The organism is Ethanoligenens harbinense YUAN-3 (genome assembly GCF_000178115.2).
Taxonomy (GTDB): domain Bacteria; phylum Bacillota; class Clostridia; order Oscillospirales; family Ethanoligenentaceae; genus Ethanoligenens; species Ethanoligenens harbinense.
In genome coordinates this window covers 2927780-2944520 of sequence record NC_014828.1, presented here as the reverse complement: position 1 = coordinate 2944520, position 16741 = coordinate 2927780, and the positions used below count along the sequence as shown (strand labels likewise).

At 61.0% G+C, this 16741-nt stretch carries 14 protein-coding genes; 9 read left to right on the top strand and 5 right to left on the bottom strand.

Annotated elements, in window-relative coordinates; genetic code table 11:
• Nucleotides 1-15: 15 nt before the first annotated feature.
• Nucleotides 16-822 (bottom strand): glycoside hydrolase family 25 protein, encoded by an 807-nt coding sequence (locus tag ETHHA_RS13855; RefSeq protein ID WP_013486585.1) that lies wholly within the window; start codon nt 820-822, stop codon nt 16-18.
• Nucleotides 823-1112: 290 nt separating this feature from the next.
• On the opposite strand from ETHHA_RS13855, the gene ETHHA_RS13850 reads away from it, so the two are divergent.
• Nucleotides 1113-1706: an amidase domain-containing protein gene (locus tag ETHHA_RS13850; protein WP_013486584.1), complete on the top strand. Its 594-nt coding sequence runs from the start codon at nt 1113-1115 to the stop codon at nt 1704-1706.
• 49 nt (nt 1707-1755) lie between these two features.
• Here ETHHA_RS13850 and ETHHA_RS13845 read toward each other — a convergent pair whose 3' ends face one another.
• The 3 genes from ETHHA_RS13845 to ETHHA_RS13835 form a co-directional block, all read right to left on the bottom strand.
• Nucleotides 1756-4068 carry a SpoIIE family protein phosphatase gene (locus tag ETHHA_RS13845; protein ID WP_137143926.1) on the bottom strand — a complete coding sequence of 771 codons (2313 nt, stop codon included), beginning with the start codon at nt 4066-4068 and terminating at the stop codon, nt 1756-1758.
• 256 nt (nt 4069-4324) lie between these two features.
• Nucleotides 4325-7327 (bottom strand): YhgE/Pip domain-containing protein, encoded by a 3003-nt coding sequence (locus ETHHA_RS13840; RefSeq protein ID WP_041686925.1) that lies wholly within the window; start codon nt 7325-7327, stop codon nt 4325-4327.
• Nucleotides 7328-7363: 36 nt separating this feature from the next.
• Nucleotides 7364-7975, bottom strand: coding sequence for a TetR/AcrR family transcriptional regulator (locus ETHHA_RS13835; protein WP_013486581.1), 612 nt, complete (start codon nt 7973-7975; stop codon nt 7364-7366).
• A 211-nt stretch (nt 7976-8186) separates the two neighbouring features.
• On the opposite strand from ETHHA_RS13835, the gene ETHHA_RS13830 reads away from it, so the two are divergent.
• The 8 genes from ETHHA_RS13830 to ETHHA_RS13795 all read left to right on the top strand — a co-directional run bounded on the left by ETHHA_RS13830 (nt 8187) and on the right by ETHHA_RS13795 (nt 15326).
• Nucleotides 8187-8816 carry a YhbD family protein gene (locus tag ETHHA_RS13830; protein WP_013486580.1) on the top strand — a complete coding sequence of 210 codons (630 nt, stop codon included), beginning with the start codon at nt 8187-8189 and terminating at the stop codon, nt 8814-8816.
• 22 nt (nt 8817-8838) lie between these two features.
• On the top strand, nt 8839-9624 hold the full coding sequence (locus ETHHA_RS13825; protein WP_013486579.1) for a polymer-forming cytoskeletal protein: 786 nt from the start codon (nt 8839-8841) through the stop codon (nt 9622-9624).
• A 26-nt stretch (nt 9625-9650) separates the two neighbouring features.
• Complete coding sequence (locus tag ETHHA_RS13820) at nt 9651-10631, top strand: ATP-binding cassette domain-containing protein (protein ID WP_013486578.1); 981 nt, start codon at nt 9651-9653, stop codon at nt 10629-10631.
• Nucleotides 10628-11386: an ABC transporter permease gene (locus ETHHA_RS13815; protein WP_013486577.1), complete on the top strand. Its 759-nt coding sequence runs from the start codon at nt 10628-10630 to the stop codon at nt 11384-11386. The genes ETHHA_RS13820 and ETHHA_RS13815 overlap by 4 nt, the downstream gene beginning before the upstream one ends.
• Nucleotides 11387-11559: 173 nt before the next feature.
• Nucleotides 11560-12447 carry a PHP domain-containing protein gene (locus ETHHA_RS13810; protein ID WP_013486576.1) on the top strand — a complete coding sequence of 296 codons (888 nt, stop codon included), beginning with the start codon at nt 11560-11562 and terminating at the stop codon, nt 12445-12447.
• Between the two features lie 44 nt (nt 12448-12491).
• Nucleotides 12492-12788 (top strand): TIGR03905 family TSCPD domain-containing protein, encoded by a 297-nt coding sequence (locus ETHHA_RS13805; RefSeq protein ID WP_013486575.1) that lies wholly within the window; start codon nt 12492-12494, stop codon nt 12786-12788.
• 74 nt (nt 12789-12862) lie between these two features.
• Entirely contained in the window at nt 12863-13516 is a 654-nt protein-coding gene (locus ETHHA_RS13800; protein WP_013486574.1) for a hypothetical protein, read from the top strand.
• Nucleotides 13517-13604: 88 nt separating this feature from the next.
• Nucleotides 13605-15326 carry a phospho-sugar mutase gene (locus ETHHA_RS13795; RefSeq protein ID WP_013486573.1) on the top strand — a complete coding sequence of 574 codons (1722 nt, stop codon included), beginning with the start codon at nt 13605-13607 and terminating at the stop codon, nt 15324-15326.
• A 74-nt stretch (nt 15327-15400) separates the two neighbouring features.
• Here the strand turns inward: ETHHA_RS13795 and ETHHA_RS13790 are convergent, their stop codons facing one another.
• Nucleotides 15401-16723, bottom strand: coding sequence for a hypothetical protein (locus tag ETHHA_RS13790; RefSeq protein WP_013486572.1), 1323 nt, complete (start codon nt 16721-16723; stop codon nt 15401-15403).
• Nucleotides 16724-16741: the final 18 nt, after the last annotated feature.

Here is a 16741-nt window from a genome sequence, read left to right as displayed (position 1 = left end):
CTTTCTCTGCGTTTGTCAGTGTCCGGGCAGGATGATGGCGGCAGTGGCGTGGTCGGCATCCATGGGGTTGGGTACGCCGGGGATGGCAGCCGTGCTGGTGTACTGCCACATCACATGTGTTTTCCAGGCGCCGGCCTGCGTTGGTACCGGTCCGTTGTAATCGGCAACCCACAGCCCGTATTTTGATAAAGCGGGATCGGACAAATACTTGTCCGCAAACTTTCTGGAACAGTAGATCAGCAACGACTGGCCGGACAGCTTTTCAAACTCCTTGTTGAACGCCAGCACCGAAGTCGTAAGCGCCGCAGGAGTAAGGTTGTTGTTTTCCTCCACGTCAATCGCGGGGAAAAACGTGTAGCTGTATGCCTTGATGGTTTGGTAAAAATGATCGGCCTGCCGGACGGCGTCCTGCGAGTCGCTCGAGGGCCAGAAATAATGGAAAAAACCGATAGGCAGCCCCGCCTTTGCCGCCGCATCCGTATACGGGCCCAACATGGGGTCGACATAGGTGGCACCTTCGGTGGCTTTCATATACAGGCCGGCCGCGGCAGTTTTGAGCGACGTCCAGTCGGCGATGGTGTCGTGGTGGGAGATGTCCACCACTTCAAAACGGGCGCTTTGCGGAGCGGCGACGGCTTTGGTGGGCGCTGCCGGCAAAGCGGAGGAACTTGGAAGAACGGCCGGGGAGGAAATGGTGCTCGGATTCGAGGTGTTTACCGTTTCTGCGCGGGTCATGTTGCCGGGGATGACCCGCAGCACGATACCACAGGCTGCCGCGTAAAAGCCGACGGACAGCAGCAGCGGCCGCACGATTTTTTTCATCGGTCCACCCTCCGTTTTGTCCTGTCGCTTTTTGATACCGGATATGAGGGGGACGGCGCGGCGGCCGCAGATCTTTCGGAGGACCCGCGCACCCGGAACAGAGAGCATCCACCCCTGTCATGTATATGCCATGTGCCGGGAAATATACACGAAAACCATTTGGCCGGCATATGCGGGCGGGAGGGAAGAGGTGCGTGTATCGGACCGGTGCAGTACGGCGGTGCGGCGCATATCTTGTAACAGGCGGCTTTCCCGGATAAAGCCGCCTGCGGGAAAGGGGGCGTGCGCTTATGCCGATGGTGCCCTATCTGCCGGAAAACGGTGTGCAATACGCGCGCCGGTTCGCGCTGCACGAGCAGGTGCCCGAAGAAAACCGCCTGTTTTATTACAGCCAGGGCGACAACTGCACCAATTTCATCAGCCAGTGTGTCTGGGCCGCGTATAGCGGCTGGCTGTCATACGCGCCAACGGCGGTGAATGCCTCCCGCATCCGTGAGGATGTGCGGATGGTCACCGGTGTGTGGTACGGCTCCTACTGGCATATCGAGTCCACCCGCTGGTGCCGTGTGGAAGAATTTTACACATATGCCACGGCGGCGAAACCCCGCGGCCCGGCGGCAGTGCAGATTGCGGCCGGAACGTTTGATACGGTCGCCCCTTCCGTGCTGCGGCGGGGCGACGTGGTGCAACTGGTGGTGGCGACCTATATGCCGGACCGGTTCGGGCACGGCCTGTATGTCACCGAACCGGGAACAAGCTGGGATGGTGTACGCGTCTGCTGCCAGAGTTACGACCGGCTGGACGCGCCGATGTCATCGTTTGCGCTGTATCCGCAGGTCTATACGCGCCTGCGGGTGCTGCGTTTTTCGTCGGCAGTGTGGTGAAACAGCAAACGGGCCGCCCGGTAAGGGCGGCCCGTTTGCGATCTATATGTCAAGCCTGTTCCAGGCGCGCGGCCAGCACGGTGATGTCATCATCATGCCCGTCGTCCCGGTGGCGTTTTGCCATCAAGGCAAGGTCCCGTGCGAAAACGGTCATGGAGCCGCCCTCGAACTGTGTGATGGCCCGCATCAGCCACACATCGTCGCCCACGGCGGCGCCGTCCGAAACCAGAACCAATAGGTCGTCGTGGCCCAGCCGGATGTCGGAGTGTGCAAACCCGGTGTTTTCCAGAATGCCCACCGGCAGCGAGTGCTGTACGATGCGCTCGGCGCGGCCGCGCCGCCGCAGGTAGGTGGGCGGCGCCCCCGCCTTGAACAGCTCCACCGCGCCGGCGTAAAGGTCCACGGCGGCGATGTCCAGTGTGGCAAACGATTCGTCTTCCGATTTGAGCATCAGCGCGGAATTGACCGCCCGCAGCGCCGCCGAGAACCCGAACCCGGCGCGCAGCAGGCGGGAGATAAGATCCACGGCGAGGTTCGCGTCCACCGCCGCGCTGCCGCCTACGCCCATGCCGTCGCTGAGCAGGAGAACGGCCCGCCCGTTTTCCTCGAATGCGAAAGCCGCGTCGCCGCAGAGCTTCTCACCGCTTTTACGGATGGAATACTGTCCGTATTCGATCTGGTAAAGCGCTTTCTGCCGGAAGCGGAGGACGGTTTCCCGCCCGGAAAGGGAGACCTTTGGCCCATCCAGCCTGCGGCCGCAGGCAACCGACAGCTCCGCGGCCAGTTCCGTGCGGTTGATGGGAGATTTGGGGTACGTGCTCACGCGGGCTTCCACCGACATATGCCCCTTTTCATCCAGCCGACAGGCGGCCTGCTCGGCGGCAAGCCCGCAGGTGGCGAATGCCGCGCGCACCGGCTCGGGGGCCAGGTCCACCTGTTTGGTTACGGCGCTCTCGCCCAGCTCGGAGAGAAATGAGGCGATCACGTTCCACTGCTCGGAGAGCATGCGCCGCAGCCCGTTGATCTGCCTCCGGGCCGCATTGCGTGCGGTGTATTCGCTGTAACAGCGGTTGATTGCCTCCAGCAGTTCGCCCAGCCGGCAGCACCGCCCGGAAAAATGTTTGGGTACATCCTTGCGCGTGGCGGTGCCGGAGGCGCGCAGGGCAACGCCCAGGTGGTTCATGGCGTCCATCGTGTCGTTGTAGGCGGTGTTCCAGCAATAGGCCCGCATGCCGCAGCGATGGCAGGCGCGGTCGGAGGCTTCGTCAAATACATGTTGTAGGGTATCGTCGCTCCGCATGGTTGCCAGACGCTCTCCCACGCGGGAGATGGTGTCCGCAACGTCGCGCAGGGCCTGCGAAGCCTCCATCAGGCGTGAACGCGCGGTGTTTTTCGAGCTGACGCGCTCATCAGCGGCCACAAATAGCGCCGAAAGGCGGCAGAGTAGTTTGTCCGGCAGCAGCAGAAACAGGACGGAAGCTGCGATGACCTCCACGATATCGGCGGTTACCTGCGAGCTGCCGCCCATGTTGGCGCCGGCCGCCGCATTGGCCAGCACGAACGCCAGCGCGCAGCCAAAGCGGCCCAGCGGCGCGAAGAAACCTGCAATCAGTCCGCCGAAGCCATACCCGGCAAGCACAGGCGCCATATCCTGCCCGCCAAGCCCAAGCACCAGCCCCATGGAAGCGCCTGCGGCGCAGCCCGCTCCCGCGCCGCCGAACCGCGCCGCGATCAGAATGGCCAGCACGCCCGCGATTCGCCCGAGGGAGATGCCGTGCACTGCAAGCGGCTGGAGCGCCAGCAGCAGCACGCAGAAGCTGATAAGCACGCTGACGAGATCGCGCCGCCTAAGCCCCCACAGCTTGGAGGGCTGGCTGAGGAACGGCGCCGCCTTTTCAAAGAAATACGCGCTGCATCCACAAAGGATCATCTCCGCGAAGCAGAGCGCGGCGTCGTGGGTCTGCATGCCGTTGGCAAGCACCACCGCTGCGCCCGTGAGGCCTGAGGCTGCGGCCGCGCACGCCGGCGCGTAAACGGCGCTGCGGCCGCCCATGCCCGCACAGAGCAGGCGGAATACCAGAGCCGCGCCCATGGCGGCTATGTAGCGTATCGGATAGGCCGGGCCGTGCGGTAGCACTGTGCCGAACACTGCGCCCAGCAGAATGAACGGTAACGCCTTTTTTTTCGCTGCCGTCACGGCGGCAATGCCAAAGGGTGCCAGGTCGCCGAACACCAGCGCGCGCGACGCCATGAAGCCCGCCCCGAAGCAAGCCGCCGCAAAGGCCAGCCCATGCGGGAGATCTCCTTCCAGTCCTGCGGCCCATGTCCCGGAAATTTGCAGCAATCCTGATTTTTTCAACATCTGATCCACCTTCCTGTGTGCAACGGCCTGTGCGGTGCGTTCCAGCCGGTCGTCCGTCTCCCCGGCAAAAAAACGGGCGGTGTGCACTCTCGAGTATACAGGATGAATGTGGAAAATATTGTAATAACAAGAACGAAAAGAATGGAATATTTTGGAATATTCGGGCAACACAAAGCCCGCCTTCCGCTGGCTGCGGGGGCGGGCCCTGCGTATATGGAAAAAGTGGACGGAAATCAATAGGTTGTTGTGCAGGCGGTCAGGAGGGGAGTTCCATGTCTGCTTCCCGGGTATCCTCCGCGCGGGAGATTTCCCTGGAGGTCTTGAAATGGGTGACGATGACGATCAGGGAGAACATTGCCGCCAGCACCGCCAGCAGATAGGCAACGTCATAGGCGGCATAGTTGCCGTGAAAGCCGCTGATGACTTCGCGGAGCAGTCGCACCGAATAGGTCATGGGCAGCAGCGGGCTGATGACCTGGAAGAACTTCGGCGTGGTCTCCAGCGGAAAAGTGCCGGCGCTGGAGGTGAGTTGAAGCACCAGCAACACAACGGAAATGAAACTGCCGAAAATGCCCAGGGAGGTTACACAGAAGAGGATGACCGAAACAAATGTGAAAGCGACCAGAATATTGGTGAGCATATACAGCGGCATGTTCTGCACCTGAAAATGGAGTGTGAGCGGCAGAACAACAGAGAGCACCACCCCCTGCAGGAAGGCCATGACATAATAGAACGCTACGCGCAGCATAGCGAAACGGCGCATTTCCAGGGGACTGCCCGGCTTACCTTTGCCGAGCTGAAGCCCGGCGATCATCATCAATGCGCCCGCCCAGAGCGAGATGGAGATAAAATAAGGTGCAAAGCCGATGCCGTAGTTGGGTACATGGTAGACACTGGCGGACTGCACTTTGAGCGGGGCGGAGGCATAACGGTCCAGCCCGTTCAGCGACTGGATCTGGATGTTGGCGTCAGCCAGGCTGTCGCTCACGCCCTGTGTAGCGGAGGAAAGCCCGTTTGCGAGCTCTGCGACGCCGTTGCGCAGGGGAGAGAAGCCGGCGAGAAGCTGCTGAGCGCCGGTGGTCAGGCTGCCGCTTCCGGAAATGGCGCTTGCGGTGCCTGCGGCCAGCTGGTTCGCACCCGAAGCGAGAGCGGGTATGCCGGTGGAGAGCTGCGCCGCGCCGGAGGAGAGCGACGCGCTGCCCGCGGCCGCGCCAGACAGGCCTGCGGCCAGTTGGTTCGCGCCCGAAGCAAGAGCGGGCATGCCGGCGGAGAGCTGCGCCGCGCCGGAAGAGAGCGAAGAACCGCCGGAGGCCGCGCTTGCAGTGCCTGCCGCCAGTTGGCTTGCGCCGGATGCTGCGGAAATCAGGCCGCCGTTCAGGCTGGAGGAACCGGAAGCCAGCTGGCTGATGCCGTCGTAAAGCGTGGGGTTGGATGCATCGCCGCTGGTTTTGGTCTGCGCGGCGATGGCAGCGGCTCCGTCGGACAGATTTTTGACATTGTCGTACAGCGTGGCGGTGTTGCCGCCGGATTTCAGCTGCGCGGCCAATGCGTCCATACCGGCCTTCAGGCTGTTGATATTGTCATACAGCGAGGGAGAGGACGGATTGCCGCTGGTCCGGAACTGCGCCGCCAATTTGGATGTGCCGGCGGCCAGAGTTTGCCCGGCCGCAACAACGTTGTTTTGGTTGAGGGAGGGGACAATCTGGCTGTTGACGGTCCCGGCGATCTGCGCGCCGGCCGCCTGTTCGTCGGCGGGCAGGTCGCTTGCGCTGAACGTATAACTGCCGCCCTTGGCCAGTGCCGAGACAAAATCGGTTTCGGAAATGGAAGGGTTACCGGCGATGACTGCGGCCGCATCATACAGGCTCACGAAAACGGCCGCGTTGTTGAGTGCGTCGGTGCTGTTCGTGGTCGCATAGGTGTAAAGGGCGGCGGCGGCCTGTTGGCGGTAAGATTGCAGCACGCCCGCCGTGAGCTGCTGCGCGAGGGCGGTGTTGCCGTTCGAGGCGCTTTGCAGTGCCGCGAATGTGGAGGCGGTGCCGGCATACAGCGTGCCTGCCGCAAGGGAGGAATAGGACTGTGCGCCGGTGTTCAGTTGGCCGATGCTGTCCGCCAGCGTGGGGCTGGTGGTGGAGCCGGTGGTTTGGAACTGGCTTTGCAGTTGTGCAAGGCCGTTGTCGAGCTGGGTGATGCTGTCTGCCAGCGTGGGGTTGGACGTGGAGCCGGTGATTTGAAGGGCCGCCAAAAGCCGGGCAAGCCCATCCGACAACTGGTTGACGCCGGGTGTAAACTGGCTGACAAATTGCTGCTGCAGCGCCGCCGCGCCGCTTGAGACCTGTGCCGCGCCGCCCGCCGCGTCATTCACACCGGAGGAAAGACTTTGTGCGCCGGTGTTCAGCGTTTGCAGGCCGGTGTTGAGGGAGGCCGCGCCGTTTGCGACCTGTGCCGCGCCGCCCGCCGCCTGGTTCGTACCGGAAGAAAGGCTCTGCGCGCCGGTGTTCAGCGCCTGCAGGCCGGTGTTGAGCGAGGCCGCGCCGCTTGCGACCTGTGCCGCGCCGCTTGCCGCCTGGCTCGCGCCGGAGGCAAGGCTGTTTGCGCCGTTGCCCAGTGTTTGCAGGCCGCTGCCCAGCGTGGATGCGCCGCTTGCGACCTGCGCCGCGCCGCTCTGTGCCTGCCCGATGCCGGAGGACAGGGCGTTTGCACCGTCGGAAAGCTGGCTGAGCCCGTTGTGCAGGGTCTGCAGGCTGGCAGGCGTGGCGCGCAGCTTGTCGGAGAGCGATGCGGTGATGCTCTGGTCCACGCTCATCCGCGTTTGTTCTTCCAGCCGCGTCATGGCGCTGCTGATGATCTTGGATGCGGTGTAGTTGTTTTTTTCATTGCTGAGGTATTGGATTACAGGGGTTTTCTTGTCGGTGGTGGAGGCAGAGGCGATGTCGGCCGAAAAGGTCTCCGGAATGAAGACTGCCGAGTAGTAGTTGCCCGCTTCCACGCCCGCGCGGGCGTCGGCGTCGTTATCCAGGAAGACCCATTTCAGGTCGTCGCTTTTTTTCATGTTCCGGACCATTTCGCCGCCCAGATTGCGCTGTTCGTTGTTGATGGATGCGCCTTTGTCATCGTTCACCACGGCCACGGGTATTTTCGACAGATTGCCGTATGGGTCCCAGAAGGCCCAGAGGTAGAAAAAGCTGTACAGGATCGGGATGATGGTGACCCCCAACAGGATGACGACGATGCGGGGATATGGGATGTGTTTGCGCAAAAGACTCACCTCGTTCGGTTGATACGCGGGCGTGGTTTACGACGGCTGCTTTTCGCCATCGGGCAGGATCAGCCCGTGTTGCAGAAAATTGCGGACGGCTTCCGCCACCTGCCCTTCGTCCAGGGGTTCGTGTTTTTCCTCCCATTCAAAGGCGAGGGCGGAATAGATGTGCACGATGACAAAGCTGAGCACCTTGGGGTTGCACGGGCGAACTTTACCGTTCCGCACAGCCTGCTCAAGGAGCTTCTCGATGTAGCTTGTGATGTCGCTGTCCAGAATGTTGGTGACACGCCGCGCAAGGGCAAAATGCATTTCGTGGGCTTCCCGCACCACGCGGTAGAGGAATTTCTGCTCCCGCCGGTATTTCAGCAGGTTGTAGATGACGGTGTGGAACTGTTCGTCAATGGAAAGATTCTGCTTTTCCACTTCGTGAACAAAACGGCCCATCTCGTCGATGAACTCTTGCACCAAGTAGAGAAACAGTTCCTCTTTGTCCTTGAAATAGAGGTATACGGTGCCTTTGGCCACGTTGGCCTGTTCCGCGATCTGCGCCACACTGACGGCGCGATATCCGAATTCGGTGAACAGGTCGCGCGCGGCAGCAGCGATCTGTTCCCGTTTTTGTTGCTTTTCCGTTTCCTTCGTCATCAGCGGGGTCCCTCCTAAAAAATGACCATATGACCAAATGGGTCATTTATATATTACCGTGCATTTTTCGTTTCGGCAATGGGCAGATGCACAAAATTTCGCAGGAATTTTGTGAAAGATACAGGCAGTATTGCAATTTGTGAAGAACATGGGTCGAATCTCTTTACAATATAACAGTGTTATGTTACAATATTGGCAGGAGGTGGACGGCATGGAGGAGGATATGATATCCAAAAAGGATCTGCTTGCGCTCACGGGCATTTCCTACGGCCAGCTGTACCGCTGGAAGCGCATGGGGCTCATCCCGGAGGACTGGTTTGTGCGCAGGGCGACTTATACCGGGCAGGAGACGTTCTTTCCGCGTGAGAAGATACTGGCCAGGCTGGAAAAGATCCTGAAGATGAAGGACGGCGCGTCCCTGCAGGAACTGGCGGATCTTTTTTCGCCCAGCCCCGATCAGGTGCGCCTGACGGCGGGGCAAGCCTGCGCCAGAGGCGTGGCGCCCGCCGCGGTGTTTGAGGTGTTTGCGTCCTATCACGAAACGCCGCCCGCGCCGGAGATCTTGTTTGATTTTGATACACTGCTGTTTGTCCGGGTGCTGGGGCAGCTGCTCAAGCAGATCGGCGTGGAGGAGGGCCGCGCTCTCTATGCGCTGTTCTGCGCGCAGTATCCGGCGTTTCGCGGCGCGCCGTGCGAGCTGGTGGCGGTGCGCAAGCTGGGCGTGTGCATAGGTTTTCTGGTGCGCGCGCCGTTTGAGGCCGCTTTTGAGGAAGGAGCACAGGTGCTGGCGCGTATCGACCTTGCCGCCCAGTGTCAGGAGCTCAAGCTGTTGCTGCTTTAACGGAGAAAGGAAGATTTTCATCATGACTGCGGAAAAAAGTTCGCTCATCATCAACGGGTCCGGCACGGCGGGCGGCGGCACGTTCGATAAGGTGCGTATCAACGGCTCGGGCAAGATCATCGGGGACGTTGTCTGCGATTCCTTTGCCATCAACGGGTCGGGCACCGTGCAGGGCGCCCTGAAAACCGATACGGGGCATATCAACGGGTCCGGCAAGGTGACCGGTGCAGTGGAAGCCGACACGTTCACCATTTCCGGCTCGGGGCATCTGGCCGCAGACGTGCACGGCGGCACGCTGCGCATCAACGGGTCGGGCAAAGTGGACGGCATGGTTTCCATGCGTGAGGTGCATATTGAGGGGAGCGCCAAGATCGAAGGCAACTGTGAAGCCGAAGAGGTGCGTCTTGACGGCGCGGCGCAGATCGGCGGCAACTGCGAAAGCGCGCGTTTCCATGCGCGGGGCTCGTTCACGGTGGACGGTCTGCTCAACGCCGACGACATCCAGATTGATCTGGTGCATGCCCGCAGCCGTGCCAAGGAGATCGGCGGCGGGCGTATTGACGTACGCGTTGCGCTGGTAGGCGCCATCACGATGTTCATCCGTTCCATCTTCATCGGGCGCGATGCGGTCCTGCTGGAGACCGACACATTGGAGGGCGACGACATCTATCTGGAGCAGACACATGCCCGTGTGGTGCGTGGCAGAGACATCACACTCGGAAAAGGCTGCGACGTGGAACTGGTGGAATATTCCGGCACGCTCACCAAGCTGGACGGCGCAACGGTGGGCGAAGAACGCAAGCTGTGAACACGAATAGACGGGGGATTGCAGACATGGATATGATCGTTACGGAAGACCTGTGCAAAACGTTTCCGGGCCGCAGCGGGCGCGGCGGCCCGGTGGAAGCGGTAAAGCACGTGAACCTGCGGGTAAAACAGGGGGAAATCTTCGGCTTTTTGGGACCCAACGGCGCCGGCAAGACCACCACGATGCGGATGCTGACCACACTGCTGCCGCCCAGCGGCGGCAAGGCGCGCGTGGTGGGGTATGACCTGGCGCGCGAGGCGGGGAAGATCCGGCAGAAAATCGGGTATGTCAGCCAGAAAGGCGGCTGTTACGACCTGGCCACCGGCTATGAAAACCTTGTGCTCCAGGGCAGGCTGTACGGCCTGTCCAAAGCGGCGGCGGTGAAAAAAGCCGATGAGCTGGTGCGGGTTCTCCATCTGGAGGAATACTGCCACCGCAAGGTGAAGACATATTCAGGCGGCCAGCGCCGTCACATCGACTTGGGCATGGGCGTGATGCACGACCCCGCCCTGTTGTTCCTCGACGAGCCGACCACCGGGCTGGACCCGACCTCGCGCGCCAACTTCTGGGATGAGATTCGCCGCCTGTGCGAGCGGGGCATCACGGTCTTCCTCACCACGCATTATCTCGATGAGGCGGATTCGCTCTGCGACACCATCTGCATCATGGACCACGGCACGGTGGCCGCGCAGGGCACCGTGCTGGAGCTCAAGCGGCAGGTGGCGGGCGATATCATCACCATCGGCATGGCGCCGGATGCGTTCGGGCGTGCGGAGGCGCTGCTGCGGCCCCGTGCGGACGTGAAAGAGCTGCGGCGCGCGGACGGCCTGCTCAAGCTCTATGTGGAAGCGGGCGAGAAGGCCCTGCCGGAGATTTTGCCGCTCCTAGTGGAAGAAAACATCGCGGTGACTACGGTGGAAATGACGCGGGTGTCGCTCGACGAGGTCTTTTTGAAAATGACCGGGCGTTCCCTGCTGGATGAAGACAGAAAAGAGGCGGCGGTATGAAAACATTGAGAGAATCCGGCATTTTGTTTCTGCACTACGAAAAGCTGTTGCTGCGCAACCCGGCATGGGTGCTGGCGTCGCTTTTTCAGCCCATCTGCTACCTGTATCTGTTCGCGCCGCTGTTGAAAAAGGTGACCGGCCTTTCGTCCGCGCATGTCAGTGCCATCAACCAGTTCACGCCCGGTCTGCTGGTAATGGTGAGCCTGTTTGGTGTGATGTTCGTCGGGTTCGGCATGATCGACTACCTGCGCGAGGGCGTGATCGAGCGGCTGCGCGTGACCACCGCGAGCCGGGTGGCGCTGTTGCTTGGAATGGTGATGCGCGATGTGGTCACCCTGCTGGTGCAGACGGCGCTGGTCATTGTGCTGGCGCTGCCGCTGGGCCTGACCATCTCCGCGGCGGGCATTCTGCTCACGGTGCTCATTATGGTGCTCATCGGCCTGTTTATGGCGCCGGTCTCCTACGCATTGGCGCTGGCGCTCAAATCGGAAGACGCGCTCGGACCCGTGCTGAACTTTTTCGCGCAGCCGCTGCTGTTGCTTTCCGGCGTACTGCTGCCGCTGACGTTTGCCCCCGCATGGCTACAGAACGTCAGCGCGTTCAACCCCATCAAATATGTGGTGGATGCATCTCGCGCGATCTTCAACGGCGATCTGTCCAATCCGTCGGTGTGGCAGGGGTTCGGCCTGCTCATCGTGCTGGCGGTGCTGTCGTTTTGGTGGGCGCTGCGCGCCATGAAGCGCGCCGCAGCCTGATTGGACGAGCTTCCATTTTCAAACGCGTCCGCCTGTCGGCGGGCGCGTTTGTTTTTCTGGACGGAATAGGCAAATTTTCGTTTGAATTCACAATATAAATACGCTATAATATCCAATAGAAACAGCAAATTTCACATGATGGCGCGTCCGGCGCAAAAGGAGGTGCGGGGCTCATGCGGGGGGATCTGCACTGTCATACGCGGGTATCGGACGGTTCGATGCGCGTGGAGGAGTTGGCGGCATACGCCGTGCGCATCGGGTTGGATTGCCTGGCTGTGACCGACCACGACAGCATGGACGGCGTGGCGCGCGCCCAGAAAGCGGCGGCGGGCACCGGTCTGCGCGTGATACCGGGGCTGGAGATATCGGCCTACGATCATGTGCGCGGCAAAAAGGTGCATCTGCTCTGCTATGCGCCGCCCAAACCGGATGAGTTGCTGGCGCTTTGCGCGGAGACCCTGCGGGACCGCGAGCGCGCTTCACTGGCCATGATCGAAAAGGTCCGGGCGCGCTACCCCGTCTCGGAAGAGGCGGTGCGCGCCTGCGCGGCGGAGAGCAATGCCGTCTATAAACAGCATATCCTCGCCGCGCTGATGGACATGGGCTTTTCGCTGGCCATGTTCGGCGAGCTGTGGACGGCCTGTTTTTCCCACAGCAAGGGTGGGTTCGCACTGGTGGAAACACACTATCCCGACGCGCGTGATGCTGTCCGGGTGGCAAAAAGCAGCGGCGGTCTGGTGGTGCTGGCGCATCCCGGGCTTTACCGCAACTTCGACATTCTGGACGAACTCTGCGCGCTGGGGCTGGACGGCATCGAGGCGCACCATCCGTTCCACAGCGAAGCCGATGAGCAGACGGCGCTGGAAGCGGCGGCGCACCACGGTCTGGTGGTTACCGGCGGCTCGGATTTCCACGGGTATTACCGGTCGCGCGTCAACCCCCTGTTCAAAAAAGGGCTGGAAGGCGACGAACTGGATCGTTTTCTGGCCGCGTTGGAAAGCGGGGCGCGGGCGCAAAGGCCCGGCGGGGGGGGCGCGGCAGATCCGCCGATGATTTGGTGAAGCAAACAGGTGCCGTCAAACGGCGGAATGGAGTTTTTTGGATCATGCGTTATGTATATACCCCAAGCGATGAGGTCTGCACAAGGAGCATCATCCTGGAGATCGAGAATGGAATTATCCGGAGCGTACAGTTTGTGGGCGGCTGCCCGGGCAACACGCAGGGCGTGGCCGGTTTGGCGAAGGGCATGAAAGTCGAAGATGTGATCGGCCGGCTGCAGCATGTGCCGTGCGGCGGCCGGAGCACATCCTGCCCGGCGGAACTGGCAAAGGCGCTGGAGCAGGCGCTGTCCGAAGAGAACGATTCGGCGAAAGACACCGCGGAGAAACACACGGGGGATTGATTCCGGACAGTGCAGAAAAATTTTGGACGGCCGGGCGGAACCCCGGCCCGCCGGGGGAAAAGGAGGGGAGCGGCATGCTGTGGTTGTTTGTTATCCTGATGAGCCTGTCGGCCCTGTGGGCGGCCATGCGGCGGCCGCGCACGGCCGCCGTGCCGGGCGGCCTGTTTTGCATGGCGCTTGAAGAAGACGACAGCGACATCAAGATCGCCGGGCAGGAGCGCAGAAACCAGCCGGAAGAAGAAGCGCTGCGTGCGGCGGAGGAATTGGAGCACCGCAGGCGAAACGGCGACTTGGAGCGTGCCCGTGCATTGGGCGGGGAACTGGCTCGGCAGGTGATGGCCGAAGACATCGCGGCCTATTGCGCCGGCAGTGTGGCCGGCAGGGTGCATCTGCACTGTCGGCTGGTTCTGTCCTGCGCGGTGTACGACGAACTGGCCGCCCGTCTGCCCGGCAAGGTGCTGGCGGATGTGGCGCGCAGCGCGTTTAATGAGACGCTGGAAGGGGAATACCCCAATTTTTATAAACAGATGACCACTTCCGGCGCACAGTCGTTCTATACGCTCAGCCTGCGCGGCGCGGACGACCCGGCCGATGAGCTCGGCCGGACGTTCGCCAGGCTGACGGACAGAGAAGGGAATGATGCCGCTGCCAGGGACGGCGCACGTCTCTACCGTACGTTTGCGGCCGCCGTAGATCGGGCGGTGGATGCCTGCGGCCTGAGACTGTGACGGCTGCCGTGCATGCCGTTTTTGCCCGATTCACTGGTTTTTCCCACAGATCACGGTCCTGTTCAAAATTGAAAGTGAGGGACATATCATGAGTTATACGATTGAATATGAGCGTTGGCTTTCCCAAACAGATCCGGCGACCAAAGAAGAACTGCTGGCTGCCGCCGCTCGTCCCGGCGAGGTGGAGAACCGGTTTGGCTCTATGCTGGCGTTTGGCACGGCGGGGCTGCGCGGCATTATGGCCGCCGGACTCAACCGGATGAATGTCTATACCGTCAGGCAGGCCACGCAGGGCCTTGCAAATGTGATTGCCGCCGAAGGGCAGGAGGCGAAGGATCGTGGCGTGGCCATCGCGCACGACTGCCGCAACCACTCGCGCGAGTTTGCGATGGAAACGGCGCGCGTGCTGGCCGCCGCGGGCATCCGCAGCTATGTGTTCGACGAGCTGCGTCCCACGCCGGAGCTTTCGTTTGCCATCCGCGAGCTCAACTGCATCGCGGGGGTCAACGTCACCGCCAGCCACAATCCCAAGGAGTACAACGGCTATAAAGTCTATTGGGAAGACGGTGCGCAGTTGGGTCCCGAAAAGGCGGCCGAGGTGCTCAAGCAGATTCGGGAAAATGATATTTTCAACGATGTGCATGTGGCGGACTATGCCGCCGCGCAGGCGCAGGGGCTCATCCGCACCATCGGCGCCGAGATCGACGAAAAATTCATGGCGCATGTGCTGGAGCAAGCGGCCTGCCCCGAAGCGGTGGCCGCCGTGGCCGATACGTTCAAGATCGTCTATACACCCTTTCATGGCACCGGCTACCGCCTGGTGCCGGAAGTGCTGCGTCGGGCAGGGTTCAAGCATATTCTGCCGGTGGCCGAGCAGATGCAGCCCAACGGAGATTTCCCCACTGTGAAGTCGCCCAACCCGGAAGAAAAAGAGGGCTTTTCCATCGCCATCGAGCTGGCCAAGAAAGAGAATATTGATCTCATCATCGGTACCGACCCGGACGCCGACCGTGTGGGCATCATCGTGCGGGACGCCGCAGGCGAATATGTCAGCCTGACGGGTAATCAGGTTGGTATCCTGCTCACAGACTATATCATTTCCGCGAAAAAGGAAAAGGGCACTCTGCCGGAAAACGGCGCGGTAGTGAGCACCATCGTTTCCACCGCTATGATCAACCCCATCTGCGCGCAGAGCGGCGTGACCCTGTTCCGCGTGCTCACCGGTTTCAAATTCATCGGCGAAAAGATCAAGGAATTCGAGGCCTCGGGCGCGCACACGTTCCTGCTCGGGTTTGAGGAGAGCTATGGGTACCTCGCGGGTACCTATGCGCGCGACAAAGACGCCGTGGTTGCGTCCATGCTCATCGCCGAGATGGCCGCCTGGTATAAAAACAAAGGCGTGACGCTCTTTGAAGCCCTGCAGGCGCTGTATGCGAAATACGGCAATTATGCCGAACGCACCGTCAGCATCAAAATGGAAGGGTTCAACGCCACCGAGCGCATGGAAGAACTGATGAAGCACCTGCGCTCCGAAACGCTGGAGGAGATTGCCGGCGTGAAGGTGGTGGCCGAGCGCGATTACCTCAAAGGCACCCGCCAGGTGGTGGGCAAGCGCAGATCCGAACCCACCGGGCTGCCGGAATCCGACGTGCTGTATTATGAACTGGAAGACGGCAATACCGTCATCGTGCGGCCGTCGGGCACCGAGCCGAAAGTGAAGCTGTATCTGCTGGTCAAAGGGGAAAGCGCCGACGCGGCAAACGCGTTGCTCGATCGGTATGAGCATGCGATGCGGGAACTGTTGAAATAAAATCCAGCCGTTTTGCGGCAGTCGAAAAGGCCCGCGCCGGATTGTTGTCCGGCGCGGGCCTTTTTATGTTGCATTCATTTGGACGAGGCGGAAGAGCTTTTGTATCGTTCGGACGTGGCCGACGCCACGGAAAGCGAGATGCTGCCTTTGGAGGACGAAGCGGCGGCAGAAGGTGTTCCGGAGGCGGTGGAGCCTGAGGCGGCCGACGATACGCCGGAGGAGGCTGCGGTGCTTACCGGGTGATCTGTCACCACGCCGCTGTCCAGTGTGTAAAATCCGCTGTCGTAGATGCCGGCGACGCTGCCGGTGTAAGCCGTGGCCTTCCCGTCCGCCAGTTCTTTCATGGTGTACGCGGACGGGTCGTTCACATAAACGGTGCCGTTGTATGCGACCAGGATCGCCGCGGGGTCGGTCGGGACGGGCAGGGAGATGGTCTGCCAGGTCTGGGTGAGCGGGTTGCCGTAGGCGATGGAGGTGACCAGATTGTTCTGCACGATGCCGAAATACTGGTTGTCGCTCTGGTCGAAGCCCAGCAGTCGCAGATCTTTCTGTCCGTTCACGGAAAAGATCGTGCTGGTTTCCTTTTTGGCGCTGTAGAGGTAGACATGCCCGGTGTCGCTGTCTTCGTAGAGCAGGCCGTCGCTGGATTTGAGAGACTGGATTTTGCCGATGTTGTGGGTGGGCAGGTCGGAGAGCGCCGCGTTGCGTACCGTAATGTTGGCTTCCCACAGGCGGCTGCGCCCGGCGGAACTGGTGATCTTGAGGTAGGTGACCACGGTCTCGGTCGACATATCCATGTCGGTGATGCTGTCGCTCGCGCTATTCAGGGAAATCCGCACGTCATTGTCGTTCATGTAGTCGCGCACCAGCTGAATGGACTTGTCCGACATGTCGAAGCTGTAAAACTCCGCAAAATAATCATCCGAAGAGCTTGAACGGGAGGATTTCGTGCCCGAGGAAGATGAGACGGAATCGTCCGCGCTGCCGCTGCCGGGCGTGTTCTTTTCCACGATGATGAGACGGTCGTGGTCATAGACCCATTTGAAGTAAGAAACGACGCGGTTTTTCTGCGCGGGTACGGTGGTGAGTTGCCCGCTCGTCATATCCGCGATCTGGATGGTGCCGTTTTCCAGATAGGCCAGATAGTTGCCGTCGTGTGAAACGCTGATGTCCTGCGCGGCACTGCTCAGTGTCAGCGCGTGATGCTTCTGCGACTGGGAAGACGACGAGGACAGGCGGGTCACCTGGTAGTGGTCGTTTTCGTGCAGATATACGTTGTTCAGATAATATAACACGCCGGCTTCCGCGCCGACCAGCACAGCCAGCCCCGCAAGGAAAAGGGCGCCGTACCGGAACAGTTTTTTCTTATCCAATTTGATATGCAGATTGAAGTGCAAACAGGTTCCTCCCTCTGC